Below are 17,565 nucleotides of genomic sequence, written 5' to 3'. Positions count from 1 at the left end.
CAACCTGCTGACGCGTTTTTCGTGGATGTGTTGAGTTTGAGCCCCGCCACCCTCTCATCGGAAGCCGCGGACTCCATAGAGACGGAGGCTTTAAACCATGACGCAGGGCGTGATGGAAGTACAGGCTGCCCGCAAGGCAGACTCGAGTGCGATTCCTACCAAGTACGTCTATTTCTTCGGTGGTGGCAAGGCCGACGGCAATGGACGCATGAAGGATGTTCTGGGCGGAAAAGGTGCAGGTTTGGCCGAGATGACCAATGCCGGATTGCCCGTTCCTCCCGGATTCACCATTCAGACCGAAGCCTGTCGTGAGTACATGCGTGGTGCACTGAATCCCGAGATCGATGCCGAGATGCATGATGCACTGGCGCATCTGGAAAAAATGCAGGGGCAGAAGCTGGGCACGGGAGAAAATCCGCTGCTGGTTTCGGTTCGCTCCGGCGCCAAGTTCAGCATGCCGGGCATGATGGACACGATTCTGAATCTGGGCCTGAACGATCAGGCCGTGGAGGCGCTGGCGGTCCGTACGAACAATCCCCGCTTTGCCTATGACTCCTATCGCCGCCTGATCCAGATGTTCGGCGACGTGGTTCTGGATGTGCCCAAGAAGAAATTCGAAGCCATCTTCGACGCGGCCAAGGAGCAGGCGGGAGTGAAGTTCGACTACGAGCTTGGTCCCGACGTGCTCAAGAAGATCATCGTGGAGTACAAGAAGCTGGTGCGCAAGGAGACCGGCAAGGACTTTCCGCAGGGACCACTGGACCAGTTGGTGCAGGCCCGCGACGCTGTTTTCCGTAGCTGGAACAACGACCGCGCCAAGACCTATCGCCGCATCAACCACATTGACGACTGGCTGGGCACGGCCGTGAACGTGCAGGCCATGGTCTTTGGCAATTTGGGCGAGAACTCCGGCACCGGCGTGGGCTTTACGCGCAATCCGGCTACCGGCGAGAAGGTCTTCTTTGGCGAGTACCTGATGAACGCCCAGGGCGAAGACGTGGTGTCGGGCGTGCGCACGCCGCTGTCAATCAGCGAGCTGGAGCGCGCCATGCCCAAGGTCTACGAGCATCTGCGCGACATTACCCGCCGCATGGAAAAGCATTATCGCGACATGCAGGATTTTGAGTTCACCATCCAGGATGGCAAGCTCTACATGCTGCAGACGCGCAACGGCAAGCGCACCGGTCTGGCGGCCGTACGCATCGCCATCGACATGGTCCGGGAGGGCCTGATCAGCCAGGAAGAAGCCATCTTCCGCGTCGAGCCCAACCAGCTTTACGACTTCCTGGTTCCGCGTCTGGTGGAAAAGGGCGAAAAGATCGAGGTACTGGCCACCGGCCTGCCTGCCTCGCCAGGTGCGGCTGTCGGCCAGATCGTCTTCTCGGCCGAAGATGCCGTCAAGTTCCACAACAGCGGCGCATATCGCACCATCATCCTGGTTCGTGGCGAAACCACGCCGGAAGACATTGCCGGAATGGAAGTGGCTGCGGGCATTCTGACCTCGCGCGGCGGCATGACGTCGCATGCGGCCGTCGTCACCCGTGGCATGGGTAAGTGCTGCGTGGCTGGCGCGGGCGATTGCGTGGTGGATGAGGAACGCAAGGAACTGCGGGTCAAGGATCAGGTCTTCCATCAGGGCGACTGGATCTCGCTGGACGGCACGACCGGCCGGGTGATTTCCGGCCAGTTGAAGACGCTGCCCGCGCAGCCTGACGATCCTGATCTGGTCACCTTCATGAGTTGGGTCGATCCGGTCCGTCGCCTGAAAATCCGCGCCAACGCCGACATTCCTCGCGACGCCCAGCAGGCCCGCCTGTTCGGTGCCGAAGGCATCGGCCTGTGCCGTACCGAGCATATGTTCTTTGCCGAAGATCGCATTGAGCACATGCGCGCCATGATTCTGGCCACCTGCGAGAAGGACCGCCGCGAAGCCCTGAAGAAGCTGCTCCCCATGCAGCGCTCCGACTTTGCTGGCCTCTTCAAGACGATGGACGGAATGGGTGTGACCATCCGCCTGCTCGATCCTCCGCTGCATGAGTTCCTGCCCAAGCGGGAAGAGCTGTTGGTGGAGATCAAGCACCTGGAAGACACCAAGCCGCGTTCGCCCAAGCTGAAGGAGCTGCGTCCGCTGCTGGCCCGCGTTGAGGAACTGCACGAGATGAACCCGATGCTCGGCCTGCGTGGCTGCCGTCTGGGGATTCTCTTCCCGGAGATCACCGAGATGCAGTCCCGCGCCATCTTCGAGGCGGTCGTTGCGGTCAAGAGCAAGGGGGGCGATCCGCATCCCGAGATCATGATCCCGCTGATCGGTTCGCTCGAAGAGATGCGCAACCAGTCCGCCATCGTTCGCCGGGTGGCTGCTGAGGTCTTCAAGGAGAAGGGCGAGTCGGTTGAATTCAAGGTGGGAACCATGATCGAGCTGCCGCGCGCTGCCCTGACCGCCGATCAGATCGCCGAAGAGGCTGAGTTCTTCAGCTTCGGCACCAACGATCTGACCCAGACGACCTTCGGCATCAGCCGCGACGACATCAACAACTTCTTGCCGGCCTACGTGAAGTACGGCATCTTCAAGCAGGATCCCTTTGCCACGCTCGACCAGGCTGGTGTGGGGCTACTGGTGAAGATGGCCACGGCCAAGGGCCGCAATACCCGCCAGGACTTGAAGGTGGGCATCTGCGGCGAACACGGCGGCGACCCGGAAAGCGTCAAGTTCTGCCACAAGATTGGCCTGAACTACGTCTCCTGCTCGCCCTTCCGGTTGCTTACCGCTCGTCTGGCTGCTGCTCAGGCAGCAGTAGAGGAGCGGAACGGCACCATGGGCACCGGCAACAAGTAATCTCTGCCGACACAACCCCGGGGGCGCGATGCAATTCGCGTCCCCGGATTTTTTTAGGATCCGCAGGGAGAAAATCCTGCAAGGCCAGAGGGGCGCCTCTCGCGCTAAAATTCAAGTATGCCCGCAGCGATTTCACCAGAGGTCCTGGCCAAGTACGAGCCTGTGATTGGGCTCGAAGTGCATGTGCAGCTATTGACCGCCAGCAAGGCGTTCTGTGGCTGTGCCAACCAGTTCGGCTCCGAGCCGAACACGAACGTCTGTCCGGTCTGCCTGGGCCTGCCCGGTGCTTTGCCGGTGCTCAACGCCAAGGCGGTGGAGTTTTCCACCCTGGCGAGCCTGGCCATCAACTGTCAGGTGCGCGAGCGGTCGATCTTTGCCCGCAAGAATTATTTTTATCCGGATCTGCCCAAGGGCTACCAGATTTCGCAGTTCGACAAACCCATCGCCGAGCATGGCTGGATTGAAGTGCCCACGGTCGATGGTTCGACGAAGCGGATTGGCGTAACCCGCCTGCACATGGAAGAGGACGCCGGCAAGAGCATCCACGATGGTTTTGCCGAATCGGCTACCCGCACCTACCTTGACCTGAACCGCTGCGGCACACCGCTGGCTGAGATCGTCAGCGAGCCCGACATTCGCACGCCCGATGAGGCTTGGGAGTATCTAACCCGGCTCAAGGAGATTCTGCTGTATTGCGGCGTTTCCGACTGCAATATGGAAGAAGGATCGCTGCGCTGCGACGCCAACGTCAGCATTCGGCTGAAGGGCGAGGAGAAGTTCGGTACCAAAGCCGAGGTCAAGAACCTGAACAGCTTCCGCTATGTGCGCGACTCGCTGGCCTACGAGATTGAGCGCCAGATCGAGGTGCTGGAGTCGGGGGCCCGCGTGGCGCAGGAGACGCGTCTGTGGAATGCTGCCGAGGGCCGCACCTACACCATGCGCTCCAAGGAACAGGCCCACGACTATCGCTACTTCCCCGAGCCGGATCTTCCGCCTCTCGTTTTGACGAAAGAATTTATCGAGAGTAGAAGAGCGGAGCTCCCGGAGCTGCCAGAAGCGCGTCGCGCCCGCATGATTGCCGAGTACGAGCTTTCGGCCAAGGATGCGGCTACGCTTACTTCTACCCGCGCCTTTGCGGACCAGTTTGAGGCTGCCGCCAAGACGGCCAAGAGCCCGCGCCGCGTGGCCAACCTGTTACTGAGCGAGATTGGCGGACGGTTGAACGCGCTGGGCATTGAGCAGGAGCAGTCGCCGGTGAGCATGCAGGGCATTGTGCAGGCTGCCGATTTGCTGGAGGCAGGCACGATCAGCAGCAAGCAGCTCAAACAGCTCTTCGACGTCTGCTTTGAGAAGAGCGAGGACTTTGGTCCGGTTTATGAGCGCGAAAAACCGCAGCAGATCAGCGACACCGGAGCAATCGAGAAGATGATCGACGAGGTGATTGCGGCTAACCCCAAGCAGGTGGAGCAGTACCGTGGTGGCAAGAAGACGGTGGCAGGCTTCTTTGTGGGGCAGGTGATGCGGGCGAGCAAGGGCCAGGCCAATCCGGCGCTGCTCAACGAGCTGGTGACGAAGAAGCTCGAAGGGTAGAACGGTCTTCCCAAAAAATTCACCGGAAAAGAACGAGGCGTCTTCCGCAAGGAAGACGCCTCGTTGTATTTCTGCCTGAAAAATCAGCAACAGGGCGGGAAATTATTTCAGCTTTAGATCGCTGACGAACTGCGTGCGGGTATCCCATGAGCTGACCGTCTTGACGGTGCTTTTCTTGCCGTCTTTTTCAGCCCAGAGTTCAAAATCATCGACCTTGTTGACCTGGGCGAAATAATAGTGGCCCTTTTCGACGGAGGTGAAGCTGCGGATCGACTTGGTTTTAGTGTTCCGCAGGAAGACGGTGGCGCCAACAACCGGCTGGTCGCCCGCATCCAGCACGGCACCGGAGACGGTGCGCGGCGTGGTTTCCTGCGCATGGGCCCGCAGCGAGCTGCGGGAAGAAAAGGATCCTACGGTGAAAACAGTCAGCGCTGCACATGCCAGCACAAAGGTCCGGCTAAACTTCACTCTTCGTCCTCCTCTTCGTCCTCGTCGAACAAATCTTCATCATCATCATAGTCCTCATCGGACCGGGCCAGTTCCAGGGGCTCAACGCCTACGACCTCGTACTCGGTACCGCACTCTTCGCAGGTGACGATGTCGCCTTCTTCGACCTCGTCCAGCTCAATGTCCAGCTCGTTTTCACATTCAGGGCAGTTGGGCACGGCGGCCTCCTCTCTTTCTCGGGTTCAAACCCAAAGCAACGCCATTGATTGCACGATAGCGGAATCGCGCATGGTGCATCATGGCTAGTTTTAGTGAGAACGGGTCCTGCGGTCAAGGGCGGAGCGCACGATCTGGAGGGGAAGAATGGATTTCATTTTGGCACGAACGGGAAGAATTCCTTACCTTGGTCGAAATGGTACAAAAATGGTCTGACTGGGAGTAACATGACACGAAGGCGCTTGGCAGAGTAGCCTGTGACAGATGACCGCGATGCGCAGACTCGGTTCGACTCCTCTCTCTTTTCCCGCATTCCGGGGGCTGACCCGGTTTTTGCTCCTGCTGAATCTGGGGGCGTTCTTCCTGCTGAAGATCGTCGAGATTCTTACGCACGACAGGGTCAGCATGCTGGCCAGCAGCTTTTCGCTGATCCCCCCGCTGTGCGCGCACGGCTATCCGTGGCAGCCGCTCACCTACAGTTTTGTTCATCCCACCATCAGTGGAACGCTTTTTGAGATGCTTTCGCTCTGGTTTCTGCTGGGATTTCTGGAAAATTTCCATCCCTCCTCGTGGCTGGCGGGGCTCTACACCATCTCGGTGCTGGGCACTGCGGCTACGGCGTTGATCGTGTACGGGGTCAACCAGTCCTACTCCGGCCAGTTCTATACTGTGGCGCTTTATGGCTGTTTCGGAGCGCTTTTCGGGCTTCTGGCCATCATTGGCGTGGTGCATGGCGAGACGGAATTTCTGCTTTTTTTCATCTTCATCAAAGCCCGCTACATGGCGATCATCTATGGTCTGGTGGCCTTGGCCATGCTGCTTACCGAGCAGAAGCTGTATGCGCTTTCGGAGCTGGGTGGTGCGGGCACGGCCCTGCTGTACCTGTGGCTGGTGCCGGAGCGTGGCATCGGCTTGTGGTTCACCGAGCGCTGGTTCGGCCTGATCAACGGCTACTATCGCTGGAAGCGCCGCCGGGCTGGCCGCAAATTCGAAGTCTACATGCAGAAGCAGGGCAAGACGGTCCATCTGGATGGCCTCGGCAAACCGATCGAGGATGATCCGCGGGACCGCAGCCGCTGGAATTAGACAGCCTCTAGCTTCCAGCCTCTAGCCTCTAGCTTTTAGCTGTCAGCTTTCAGTTGGGCTGTGACTGGCGGAGGGGGAGTGGCTTTGTGTGGCAGGAGTTTTCCCCTGTCGAGGCTGCTGTACTGTGCATGATAAAGCTGAGGGCCAAAAGCTAGAGGCTGGAAGCTAGCAGTTGTTTTTCCGCAATTCTTGCCGACAAAGCCGGAAACGATACAATCCAAACTGACATGAGCAAGAAGATTGCCTTTCTTTTTCCGGGGCAGGGATCGCAGGCCGTTGGTATGGGCCGGGAACTGTCCGAGCGTTTTCCGGTAGCCGCCGCCACCTTTGCCGAAGCCGACGAGGCGCTGGGCTTTGCGCTCTCGAAGCTTTGCTTCGAGGGGCCTGAAGACCAGCTGAAGCTGACTGAAAATACCCAACCCGCAATTCTGACCATGAGCGTGGCCGTGGCCCGCGTACTGGCTGAGCACGGCATCCAGCCGGATCTGGCCGCCGGGCACTCGCTGGGCGAGTGGTCGGCCCATGTGGCGGCTGGAACGCTTACCTTTGCCGACGCCGTGCGTTCAGTGACGGTTCGTGGCCGCGCCATGCAACTGGCGGTTCCGGCAGGTCAGGGTGGCATGGCTGCCGTGTTGGCGCTGGATCCGGCGGTGATCGCCGAGGTCTGCGCGGAAGTGGCTGCTGAAACCGGTCAGGTGGTGGCTGCCGCCAATCTGAATTCGCCTGGACAGACCGTGATCAGTGGTGCTCTGGCGGCCGTGGAAAAGGCTGCCGCCGCACTTAAGGCCAAGGGCGCTCGTCGCGCCGTCATGCTTCCGGTCAGCGCTCCCTTCCACTGCTCGCTGATGCAGCCCGCGCAGGAAGTCGTGGCAGAGGTCCTGGCTGCTCTGACCTTGGCCGCACCGCAGATGCCCGTAGCCGCCAATGTGAACGGCGCGATGCTTTCGACCGTGGCCGAGGCGCAGGATGCGCTCACCCGCCAGGTGACCGGCTCCGTGCGCTGGGTGGAGTGCGTGCAGGCGCTCAAGGCTGCGGGAGCTGAGCTGTTTGTGGAAGTGGGCCCGGGCAAGGTGCTCTGCGGCCTGCTCAAGCAGATCGATCCCGAACTGAAGACGGTGAACGTGGAAGACTCGGCCTCGCTTGAAAAGGCGCTGGAAGTCCTCCGGGGATAAGCCCGCAGAATTGCGGAAGAACCCCTGGCTGGATCGAGAGAGTTTTTTACATGAAGTAAAGCAAAATACCCCGGAAAGAGCCTGCTGCATGGCGGAGGCTTTCTCCGGGGTATTTTGCTGCAGAAAAACGGATTCTGAGCCCGGTACGCGAGGAAATCTTGTGTCGTTTTTCGGGACATAATGGCCAAAAATGTGGATATTTAGTTAAATTACGCTCTAAGCATCACATCGCGGAATTTGAGCATCAAGAATCCCTTTTTGAAGACGATAGGTTACCCATGGGGAATGGGATAAATATATTGATTGTTCCCGATAGCCTGTCTGTGCTCTGGATAGCGATTATCCTGGCCAGATTCAACAGGAAAAGGCCGCTGCCACATTCTTCGTTGTGGATTCGTGGGCTTTTGCTGATTTTTCTGCAAGGAATGAGTAGTTTTGTAAGCAAGTCGCCGCTGCCGTTGCTTCTGGTCCGGCTAGCCCATGCGGCATCAGTAAACGCCTATTTTTTTGCCGGAATCTGCTTTCTTCTGACGGCCAGTAAAAGCATGCGCAGGCAGCCGGGAAGCGTGTTGTACATGACGATCTGTCTGGCGGCATCTCCGCTGATTTTGACTGCTTACGCCTTTGACCTGTATTCCAAAGGTCTGTTTCTGTTCTTGAGCTGTGGCGGACTGCTTGTGGGGCTGTTTTGTACCTATTTTATGAAACGTCCTGCCGGCATCTATCTGTGTCATTTGGTGGGATGGGCTCTGCCAATCTACTTCAGCGTAATGGGGCAATGGCGGGCGGCTGCCTTTTCGATTTTGTTTGGGCTTTATCTGGCCACGGCCATCTGTTTTTTCCTGACCCTGGAGCGCAAGCGGCAGGGGCGCATGGTGGTGGTCACGTGTTTCTTCACCTGGTCGCTTTGTTTTCTCGTTCATCCGCTCTTCCTGAATCAATCGGATTTCTGGACCGGAGTCATCAATCACTTCTTGGATATGGAGCGGTTCATTCTGGCCTGTGGTCTGTTGCTGCTCACGCTGGAAGAGCTGAATGCGCTGCATGAGCATGAGGCGCTGCACGACATGTTGACCGGCTTGCCGAACCGCCGTCTGTTTATGGCCTGTATTGAACAGAGCATGGCGCGGGCGCGGCGCAACCACAGCAAGCTGGTGCTGCTCTATCTGGACCTGAACTACTTCAAGACGGTCAATGACACCTGGGGACACCTGGTGGGCGATATTCTGCTGCGCCAGATTGCCGACCGGCTGCACAGCCTGACGCGCGCTTCCGACCAGATCTGCCGGGTGGGCGGCGATGAATTCTATCTATTGGTGGAGGACTTCGACCAGTTGAGCCAGGCGGAAGAATACTCGCTGGAGGAGTACGTCGGGCGGCTGATTGCCGAGATCAAGCAGCGCATTGAAGGCATGCCCTACGTCTGCAGCACGAGCGATGGATTTACTGAGATTCACGCATCCTTCAGCGTGGGCAGCGTGGTCTTTCCCGATGATGCGGGCTGTGTGGATGACCTGTGCCGGATCGCAGATCTGCGCATGTACGCAGACAAGCACCAGAAGGACGCAAAAACCATGCTGAGTCTGGTTGCGAATCCGTAAAACAGAGAGCGAAAAAAGCGGCCAAGCCCAGTGAGCATGCACGGGGCTGGCTGCTTTTTGTGAATCGGCTGAAGCGCCTGAAGGGCTGGTTCCCCTGATGAGGAACCGGCCTTTGTTTTAGTGGTGATCGTGGTCGTCGTTGCGTTTGGCAGCATGATCATTGTTACCCTGGGGCTGCGCATGCGACTGGCTGCTCTGCTGCTGGCTGTGTTGCTGCTGTTGGTACTGCGGCTGAGCCGAGCGCTGTTGCTGCTGGTGCTGCGGCTGGGCCGAGCGCTGTTGCTGTTGGTACTGCGGCTGAGCCGAGCGCTGTTGCTGTTGCTGCTGGTACTGCGGCTGGGCCGAGCGCTGTTGCTGCTGGTACTGCGGCTGAGCCGAATGCTGCTGTTGGAACTGTGGCTGGGCTGAATGTTGTGCTCCGCCAAAGCCTTGGCCGCCCTGGTTGGCATTATTGCTGTAGCCCATGGGTCGAGCCATGGCTGTATTGGACGGACGACCGCCGTTGTTGCGGGCGTAGGAGCCGTGATCGGCCATGGCCGCCGACTGATGGTTCTGCTGGAAGTTGCTGGCGCCCATATGCTGCTCGTGCTCGGCCATCCGTTCCTGAGCCATCGGCGAATGATTGATGCCACCCGGACCGCCGTTGAACGAAACATGGTTGTTGTTGACCACGGTATTGTTCACAATCACGGTTTTATTGATGTACGTATTGTGAATCGAGGGCCCTACACGAACAGCAGCGGTGTTATAGACAAAGTCGTGTCCGTGCCACATTCCGCCCGCAAAGCCGATGCCGAGGTAGCCGCCACCGTAGTTCACGCCACCGTAGTAGCCCACATGCGGTCCCCAGTAGCCGGGATGCCAGAGGTAAACGCCTTCGCCCCAGCCCCAGTAGCCGGGCGTCCAGAGTGCACCCTCATTGGGAGCCGGCACCCACGCGCCGGGAACCCAGTAATAGCCGTCTGCACCGTAGGCCCAGTAGCCGGGAGTCCACATCCAGCCGGGTTCGGGGCAGGGCGGAACGTCATAGACAGGCAGAGCGGGAGGCGCAATGCCCACGCTGATGAAGACACCCGCGAAAGATGAAGCAGGAACCAGTGAAAACAATAGCCCCAGAAACAATACGCGAAGAGAACAGAACTTTTTCATTACAATCCTCCGATTGGACCCGCGTTGACGGCAGCAGGATCTGAGCGTGTCCAGTCTAATTGTGCAGAACCCTGGTGCAGATTGGAAGTTGCGAAATTTTGCAGCCGGGCTCTTCACTGAATCTTATCGCCTGCTCCTGTAAAATGCATTCAACAGATGAGAGAGCCTGCCGCAATCAGCGTCGCAAGCAACCTGCAGCCCGGGCAGGAGCCAGAGGTGCGGCCCGAGGACTCTGCTGTGATTCTTGTTGAAAACCTTGAAAAAACCTATCGTACGGCGCGGGGCGAACTGACGCTGTTTCGCAATCTTGACCTGCGGGTGGAAGCGGGCGAGATGGTGGCCATTGTGGGTCAATCGGGCGCCGGTAAAAGCAGCCTGCTGCACCTGCTGGGAGCGCTCGATGCGCCCACCACCGGTTCGGTGCTGGTGGCTGGAACCGACGTGACCCGGCTGGCGCCACGCGCAGCAGCCCGTTTTCGCAATCAGGCCATCGGCTATGTGTGGCAGTTTCACTATCTTCTGCCCGAGTTCACGGCCCTGGAAAATGTGGCCATGCCGCTGATTGCACGGGGCATGAAGATTTCAGAAGCCGAGGAAAAGGCGGCCGCATGGCTGCAGACGGTGGGCCTGGAAGACCGGGCCGGCCACCGACCGGGCGAGCTTTCCGGCGGTGAGCAGCAGCGTGTGGCGCTGGCGCGGGCGCTGGTGAACGGGCCGCAGATTCTGCTGGCCGACGAGCCCACCGGCGATCTGGACGAGGCTACCAGTTGGCGGGTTTTTGAGCTACTCACTCGCCTGCACCACGAGCATGGGCTGACGTCGATTCTGGTAACGCACAATCTGGAACTGGCGGCGCGCTGTACGCGGGCACTGCGCCTTGAGGGGGGCAGACTTGTGGCCATGGAAAAGATTCCACACCAAGACCAGGAAAAAACCGATTCAGGAATCGTTGCATAGAAAAAGCGACGATACGGCTACTCTTGGAGTCTTAACAAATGTAGAGTTTGTTGAATCTTGTAGAGAACGGTTTGAATTGGTAGGATGAGTGTCTTCCGGCGTAGCTTTCTGGTCCGGAAGCGTAGCAGAGAGTACTGGGGTAAGGCATTTGCAGCTCATCCGATTGGCTGTTCGGGCCAGACAGCATCTTGGGAAGGAGCCCGGCGGCGAAGTCAAAACAGGGGCACGAGCGCGTAGGGCCGAGGCCGGAACTGAACCGGACGACCACTTCAGCCGATAGCCCTGACAGGGAGAAAATCCATGTTCGAACGCTATACGGAGAAGGCACGGCGTGTGATCTTCTTCGCGCGGTATGAGGCCAGCCAGTTTGGTTCGCCCTATATCGAGACCGAGCATCTTCTGCTTGGCTTGCTGCGCGAGGACAAGGCGTTGACCACCCGTTTTCTGCGCTCGCATGCTTCGATCGAATCGATCCGCAAACAGATTGAAGCGCATACGACGATCCGCGAGAAGGTTTCTACAAGCGTGGACCTGCCGCTGTCGAACGAGTGCAAACGGGTGCTGGCCTATGCGGCGGAAGAAGCCGAACGGCTGACGCACAAACACATTGGTACCGAACATTTGTTGCTTGGGTTGTTGCGCGAAGAAAAATGCTTTGCCTCGGAAATCTTGCAGGAGCGTGGCCTGAAGCTGAGCCAGATCCGCGAAGAGCTTTCGCGTGTGACGCAGGAAAAACCTGCGCCGCAGCCGCGGCAGCGTGAGTCGAGTCTGCTGACCGAGTTCAGCCGTGACCTGACCCAAGCGGCCATGGATGCGCAGCTGGATCCTCTGGTGGGCCGCGATGGCGAGCTGGAACGTGTGGTGCAGATTCTCTGCCGCCGCACCAAGAACAATCCTGTGCTGATTGGCGAACCGGGCGTGGGCAAGACGGCCATCGTCGAGGGTCTGGCCCAGCGCATCGCCGATGGCGAAGTGCCGAGCTTCCTTGCCGACAAGCGCATTCTGGCGCTCGATCTTTCGCTGGTGGTGGCGGGCACCAAGTACCGCGGCCAGTTTGAAGAGCGCTTGAAGACGATCATGAAGGAGCTGATGGAGAATCAAAACTCCATCATCTTCATCGATGAGTTGCACACGCTGGTGGGCGCGGGTTCGGCGGAAGGTTCGCTGGACGCGGCCAACATCCTCAAGCCAGCGCTTTCGCGGGGCGAGATTCAGTGCATTGGCGCAACCACGCCGGCCGAATTCCGCAAGTCCATTGAGAAGGACCGCTCGCTCGAACGCCGCTTCCAGGCCGTGAAGGTGCCGCCTCCCAACGAGACCGACGCCATCAAGATCATCATGGGCATCAAGGACCGTTACGAGAAGTTTCATGCGGTCAGTTACACCGATGAGGCCATCGAGTTCTCGGTTTCACACTCCAACCGTTATATTCCGGACCGCTTTTTGCCCGACAAGGCGATTGACCTGATCGACGAGGCCGGAGCGCGCGTCAAGCTGCGTCAGACCTCGCTGCCGGAAGAGATCACTGAGGTGCAGAAGCGCATCAAGTTCATTGTGCACCGCATGGACTCGGCCATTGCGAACCATGAGTTCGAGAAGGCCCGTTTCTACTCCGATGAGGAGCGCAAGGAACGCGAGACGCTGCGGTCGATGCGCGACAAGTACCACCTGGATGATTCGGCCAGTGGCATCGTGAGCCGCGAAGACATTGAGGATGTAGTCAGCCGCTGGACTGGCGTGCCGGTAACCAGCATCAAGGAAGAAGAAACCCAGAAGCTCTTGCGCGTGGAAGAAGAGCTGCACAAGCGGATCATCTCGCAGGAGAAGGCCATTTCGGCCTTGGCCCGCGCCATTCGCCGCTCGCGTGCCGGCCTGAAGAGCCCTAACCGGCCCATCGGATCGTTCCTCTTCCTGGGTCCCACGGGCGTGGGCAAAACCGAGATGGCGCGTTCGCTGGCGCAATTCCTCTTTGGCTCTGACAAGGCGTTGATCCGCTTTGATATGTCGGAGTACATGGAAAAGCATAGCGTCAGCAAACTGATCGGTTCGCCTCCGGGCTATGTGGGCTACGAAGAGGGCGGTCAGCTGACCGAGCGCGTGAAGCGTTCGCCCTATTCCGTGGTCCTGCTCGATGAGATCGAGAAGGCGCACCCCGACTTGTTCAACATCCTGCTGCAGGTTTTTGAAGACGGCCAGCTGACGGATGGACTGGGCAATACGGTGGACTTCAAGAACGCGATCATCATCATGACGTCGAACATTGGCGCGCGCCACCTGCAGAAGAAGCAGGGTCTGGGCTTCCAGAGCGACCGCGAAGACATGGTGAGCGACAAGGTAGAAGAACTGGTCAAGCAAGAGGTCAAAAAGACCTTCAATCCCGAGTTCCTCAATCGTCTGGATGAAGTGATTCTCTTCCAGCAGCTGAGCGACAACGACCTGTTGCAGATTGTGGACCTGCTGGTGCATCAGTTGAACGCCAATCTGGCGCAGAAGGCGATCACCATCTCGGTGGCCGACGATGCGAAGAAGTGGATTCTTGAAAAGACGCTGAGCGATCGCAGTTATGGAGCACGTCCTTTGCGCCGCGCCCTGCAGCGCTACGTCGAGGACCCGCTGAGCGAGACGTTGATTGCGGGCAAGATCACCGATCGGCCGGCTTTCATTGAGGTCTACCTCGACAAAAATCAGCTCTTCTATCGTCCGGTCAGCGCCGAAGAGGGTAGTGAAGAAAAGGCTGAGGGTGTGCTGCTCTACAGCAACTAACCTAACCAGAAACGCAACAGAAAACCCCGGCATTTGCCGGGGTTTTTCTGTGTTGAATTTCTGCTTTATAGAGCATCTCTCCTGATGCTGTGAAGTGGCAAAAGTCTTGCCAGGTTGCCACTCCCTGGGGGTCGCGTCAACGATGCTGCATCGACTCGCTCTATACCTTCAGGAGAGATGCTCTAGCGCAACGTTTTGATGGCTGGGTAGACCTTGCGCCAATTGGCGTAGCCGGTCTGGTAGGCGGCCAGATCGGCTGCATCGGGCGCGATGCGCTCGGCCACTTCGATGGCGGTTGCGCAGGCCAGATTCAGATTGGCCCAGTGGCCGGCAGCTACGCCTGCCATCAGCGCGCAGCCAAAGGCTCCGCCCTCTTCGGCCGTGAGTACTTCCACGGTGTGGCCGTAGATTCCGGCCTGGATTTTGCGCCAGAGCGCACCCCGCGCGCCGCCGCCGCCCAAGCGAATACCGCTGACAGGAATGCCCAACTCTTTGAAGAGCGAGAAAGTATCCTCCAGCGAGTAGGCCACGCCCTCCAGCACGGCGCGGACAAAGTGGGCTGAGGTGTGGTTTACGCCAATGCCGGTAAAGGCGGCGCGGACCTCGGGGTCCAGGTGCGGCGTGCGCTCGCCAAGCAGGTACGGAGCCCAGTTCAGGCCCTCGCTGCCGGCAGGAATTTTAGCCGCAGCGGCGCTGAGCACGTCGTAATTTTGGCCGGCGAAAAAGGTGTTGCGCAGCCAGTTCAGGCTGAGTCCAGCGGATTGCGTTACGCCCATCACATGCCACAAGCCAGGAACGGCGTGGCAGAAGGTGTGCAGACGGCCCTTGGGGTCTTTGGTGGGCTGGGCGGTGGCGGCAAAGACCACGCCACTGGTGCCGATAGTAGCCGAAACGCTGCCGGGTTCCAAAATGCCCATGCCGACCGCGCCCGCGCCCTGATCGCCTGCGCCTGCGGCCACCGGGGTTCCGGACTTGAGACCGGTTTTGGCGGCAGCTTCTTCGCTGATGCGCGCGCAAACTTCGGTGGATTCGTAGACCTTGGGCAGCCAGCTTTCCTTTACTCCGGCAGCCTCGGCCACTTCCTGCGACCAGCGGCGGTGGGCTACGTCCAGCAGCAGCGTGCCGCTGGCCTCCTGCACGTCGATGGCGAACTCACCAGTGAGGCGATAGCGGACGTAGTCCTTGGGGCAGAGCACATGCGCGATTTTGGCAAAGAGTGCGGGCTCGTGAGTGCGAGACCAGAGGAGTTTGGTGACGGTGAAGTTGGGCAGAGCCGGGTTGCAGGTGAGCTCGATCAGCTTTTCGTAGCCGATTTTTTCGGTGAGCCAGTCGCACTCAGGCTGGGTGCGGGTGTCGCACCAGATCATGGCCGGGCGCAACACCGCACCGGCTTGGTCGAGCAGCACGCAGCCGTGCATTTGGCCGGTAAGGGCGAGGGCAACCACGGGCTGTTTGGGCTCGGGTGCGGCGGCCAGTGCGCCGCGGATCGCCTCTTGGGCAGCGCGCCACCAGTCTTCGGGATCCTGCTCGGCCCAGCCGGGATGTTCGGCCCGGAAGGGCTTATGCTCGCTTGATGCCGTGGCGACGAGTTTTCCGTCTCCATCCACCAGTACGGCGCGGGTGCCACCCGTGCCCACATCCATGCCCAGAAACCACATTTTCGTCTGCTCCTTGCGGGAAAATAAGCCGAATAAATCGATTTTTCTTGCGCAGGCAGCATAGCAGCTCGGGCGTGGTCGGGGAAAGGCGTTGTGTCACAAATTCTGCGGGGGGTACTCAGCGCTTCAAGAACGCCTCCAGTTGAGGCTCATAAGTGCTGACGCACTGGCGCGGGGCCAGATGGCCGCACTCTGGAGCCAGTACCATTTCCGATTGTGGAATGAGCGCATGCATGGCGCTGCCTTCGCTGAGCGGGGCGATGTGGTCGGCTGTGCCCCAGACGATGAGCACCGGCATTTTGAGCGTGGGCAGCAGGTGGTCGGTTGTCTCCTTGCCGCTGAGCATGGCGTTCAGTGCGCGCTGAATCACCCAGCCGCGCTCCTCGGAAAAGCGCAGAATATCGCGTACCACAAAGCCGGGTGCATGCTGTGGATGGGGCATGAGCAGCGCCTCCAACTGATCCAGTTCGCTGGCAGTTTTGGGAATAAAGAGCCGCGTGTCCCAGGTGGGTGGTTGGTAGAGTCCGACGGAGTCGAAGAGGATGAGCTTGTGGACGTGCTCGGAGTGCTCGGCGGCAATCAGCTGCACGATCCAGCCACCCATTGACCAGCCGCCCAGGTTGATGGGCCCAAGATGCAGGTCGTCAAGAAAAGCGACGACGGCATCGGCTTCCGACTGCGGAGAGTAGGAAAAATCGGCGGGTTTATCGCTGCGGCCGTAGCCGAAGAGCTCCGGCGAGTAGACGCGGTAGCCAGCTTTGGCAAGCAGTGGAGCAAGTTGCCGCCAGTCTTCAGCGCTGCCGCCCAGGCCGTGCACCAGCACGACGGCGGGACCGTCTTTGGGGCCTTCCACCAGATAGTGCATTGTGTGGCCTTCGATGCTGAGCGTGTGGCTTTCCACGCCGCCGAGCGCCTCGCGCAGGTAGGCATAGTGGAGCATGCAGCTGATCGGACGAAAAAAGAAGGCTAGCCCCGCAAGCAGTGCCAGAGCAACCAGAACGAGCGTGGAGCGAAGCAAAATGCGTTTCATGCGGAAGGGCCTCCGGTGCGATTCAGGCAAATGCAGGGTGCGCTGCGGCTTGTTTCAACCCAGCCAGAACAATGCGCGCGGTGATCGGGTCCAGATTCAGCAGGCCTCCGGGCTGGCACTCTTCAACGCTAGCCCAGCGGACGGCGGCGGCGTCGCTGCCGGCTTGGGCTTCGCCTGCAACCACGCGGCAAAGGTAATCGGCAATCACGTAATGGTAGCGCACGCGGTCTTCTTCTTTGTAAATACGGTCGAGCAACTCGACGAGTTCAAGGGGCTCGATGGTCAGGCTGGTTTCTTCGCGGGTTTCGCGGCGTACCGCATCGTGCAGGTCCTCGCCTAGCTCAATTAGTCCGCCGGGGATCGACCAGCAACCCTTCATCGGCTCGGTTCCGCGCTTGATCAGCAGCACGCGGCCATCGCGTATAATCACCGCCCCCACACCTACCAGCGGTGTTTCTGGAAATTCCCTTTGCATGACACTCCAATCCCTTCGACGATAACGCGAAAGGCAGCTTCCAGCTCATCTTGCTTACCACAGCAGCATTGTTTTTTTGTTAGACCGGCGTAGTCGTTGGGAAGGCACAGTGCTTGCATCGGCACGAAAAAAGCGGCTTCCTGCTTCTTGCGCTGTCCCTGACGGGACTCTGTTCTTCTCCCAGGCCGCTTTCCCCACGTTGAAACGTGGGGCTACCCTGCGTTGCGCCTACGGCGCGTTTTCTCTGTGGTGTACTACTGCGTACAAACGTCCATATGGCTTCGGGTGGCAGGATGAGCTAGGAGCTGGAAGCTGTTTTGCCGCCTGCATCGTTTTGCGGCAGCTATCATCAGTAGCTAGAAGAGGCGAAATATGGCGGAATTCACGTTGGCGATTGATGGAATGCACTGCGGCGCGTGTGTGCGTCGGGCCGGGCAGGCTCTGGCAGTGGTGGAAGGCGTGACGGTGAACGAGGTGCGGGTGGGCGCGGCGCGGCTTACGGCCGACGAGCCGACTGCCGCAGCCGATGCGGCTATTGCGGCGCTGGCCAAGGCCGGCTATACCGCTCAGCGCGGCGAGTAAGCG

Annotated in this window: 14 protein-coding genes; 8 read left to right on the top strand and 6 right to left on the bottom strand. The window is 59.3% G+C overall.

Going from position 1 to position 17,565, the window contains the following annotated elements; translation table 11 throughout:
- Positions 1 to 112 precede the first annotated feature (112 nt).
- Positions 113 to 2,836: a pyruvate, phosphate dikinase gene (ppdK, locus tag ACOBR2_RS17035; RefSeq protein WP_420240028.1), complete on the top strand. Its 2,724-nt coding sequence runs from the start codon at positions 113 to 115 to the stop codon at positions 2,834 to 2,836.
- Positions 2,837 to 2,953: 117 nt separating this feature from the next.
- Positions 2,954 to 4,426 carry an Asp-tRNA(Asn)/Glu-tRNA(Gln) amidotransferase subunit GatB gene (gene gatB, locus ACOBR2_RS17030; protein WP_420237301.1) on the top strand — a complete coding sequence of 491 codons (1,473 nt, stop codon included), beginning with the start codon at positions 2,954 to 2,956 and terminating at the stop codon, positions 4,424 to 4,426.
- A 102-nt stretch (positions 4,427 to 4,528) separates the two neighbouring features.
- Here gatB and ACOBR2_RS17025 read toward each other — a convergent pair whose 3' ends face one another.
- Both ACOBR2_RS17025 and ACOBR2_RS17020 read right to left on the bottom strand, forming a co-directional pair.
- Positions 4,529 to 4,894, bottom strand: coding sequence for a carboxypeptidase-like regulatory domain-containing protein (locus ACOBR2_RS17025; RefSeq protein WP_420237300.1), 366 nt, complete (start codon positions 4,892 to 4,894; stop codon positions 4,529 to 4,531).
- Complete coding sequence (locus ACOBR2_RS17020; RefSeq protein WP_420237299.1) at positions 4,891 to 5,091, bottom strand: hypothetical protein; 201 nt, start codon at positions 5,089 to 5,091, stop codon at positions 4,891 to 4,893. Before ACOBR2_RS17020 ends, ACOBR2_RS17025 begins: the two co-directional genes overlap by 4 nt.
- Positions 5,092 to 5,353: 262 nt before the next feature.
- On the opposite strand from ACOBR2_RS17020, the gene ACOBR2_RS17015 reads away from it, so the two are divergent.
- From ACOBR2_RS17015 to ACOBR2_RS17005, 3 genes are all read left to right on the top strand, one after another.
- Positions 5,354 to 6,175, top strand: coding sequence for a rhomboid family intramembrane serine protease (locus tag ACOBR2_RS17015; protein ID WP_420237298.1), 822 nt, complete (start codon positions 5,354 to 5,356; stop codon positions 6,173 to 6,175).
- A gap of 227 nt (positions 6,176 to 6,402) precedes the next feature.
- A complete protein-coding gene (fabD, locus tag ACOBR2_RS17010) occupies positions 6,403 to 7,347 on the top strand; it encodes an ACP S-malonyltransferase (protein ID WP_420237297.1) in 945 nt (314 codons plus the stop codon).
- Between the two features lie 425 nt (positions 7,348 to 7,772).
- Positions 7,773 to 8,948 carry a diguanylate cyclase domain-containing protein gene (locus ACOBR2_RS17005; RefSeq protein ID WP_420237296.1) on the top strand — a complete coding sequence of 392 codons (1,176 nt, stop codon included), beginning with the start codon at positions 7,773 to 7,775 and terminating at the stop codon, positions 8,946 to 8,948.
- A 117-nt stretch (positions 8,949 to 9,065) separates the two neighbouring features.
- Here the strand turns inward: ACOBR2_RS17005 and ACOBR2_RS17000 are convergent, their stop codons facing one another.
- The gene (locus ACOBR2_RS17000; protein ID WP_420237295.1) at positions 9,066 to 10,097 is read right to left on the bottom strand and encodes a YXWGXW repeat-containing protein; all 1,032 of its coding nucleotides are present in this window, start codon (positions 10,095 to 10,097) and stop codon (positions 9,066 to 9,068) included.
- A gap of 156 nt (positions 10,098 to 10,253) precedes the next feature.
- Between ACOBR2_RS17000 and ACOBR2_RS16995 the strand changes: the two genes are divergently transcribed.
- Positions 10,254 to 11,054, top strand: a complete 801-nt coding sequence (locus ACOBR2_RS16995; RefSeq protein ID WP_420237294.1) for an ABC transporter ATP-binding protein — start codon at positions 10,254 to 10,256, stop codon at positions 11,052 to 11,054.
- Positions 11,055 to 11,354: 300 nt separating this feature from the next.
- Entirely contained in the window at positions 11,355 to 13,817 is a 2,463-nt protein-coding gene (locus ACOBR2_RS16990) for an ATP-dependent Clp protease ATP-binding subunit (protein ID WP_420237293.1), read from the top strand.
- 182 nt (positions 13,818 to 13,999) lie between these two features.
- On the opposite strand, the gene xylB is transcribed toward ACOBR2_RS16990, so the two are convergent.
- From xylB to ACOBR2_RS16975, 3 genes are all read right to left on the bottom strand, one after another.
- Positions 14,000 to 15,475, bottom strand: coding sequence for a xylulokinase (gene xylB / locus ACOBR2_RS16985; RefSeq protein WP_420237292.1), 1,476 nt, complete (start codon positions 15,473 to 15,475; stop codon positions 14,000 to 14,002).
- 118 nt (positions 15,476 to 15,593) lie between these two features.
- Positions 15,594 to 16,505, bottom strand: a complete 912-nt coding sequence (locus tag ACOBR2_RS16980) for an alpha/beta fold hydrolase (RefSeq protein ID WP_420237291.1) — start codon at positions 16,503 to 16,505, stop codon at positions 15,594 to 15,596.
- Positions 16,506 to 16,527: 22 nt separating this feature from the next.
- Positions 16,528 to 16,980, bottom strand: coding sequence for an NUDIX hydrolase (locus tag ACOBR2_RS16975; protein ID WP_420237290.1), 453 nt, complete (start codon positions 16,978 to 16,980; stop codon positions 16,528 to 16,530).
- Between the two features lie 372 nt (positions 16,981 to 17,352).
- Here ACOBR2_RS16975 and ACOBR2_RS16970 point away from each other — a divergent pair, with 372 nt between their 5' ends.
- Positions 17,353 to 17,562 carry a heavy-metal-associated domain-containing protein gene (locus tag ACOBR2_RS16970; RefSeq protein ID WP_420237289.1) on the top strand — a complete coding sequence of 70 codons (210 nt, stop codon included), beginning with the start codon at positions 17,353 to 17,355 and terminating at the stop codon, positions 17,560 to 17,562.
- Positions 17,563 to 17,565 lie beyond the last annotated feature (3 nt).

The organism is Telmatobacter bradus, assembly GCF_048629425.1.
Taxonomy (GTDB): Bacteria; Acidobacteriota; Terriglobia; order Terriglobales; family Acidobacteriaceae; genus Telmatobacter; species Telmatobacter bradus.
Note: the sequence above shows the minus strand (reverse complement) of the source record. Positions and strands in the feature narration are given on the sequence as shown.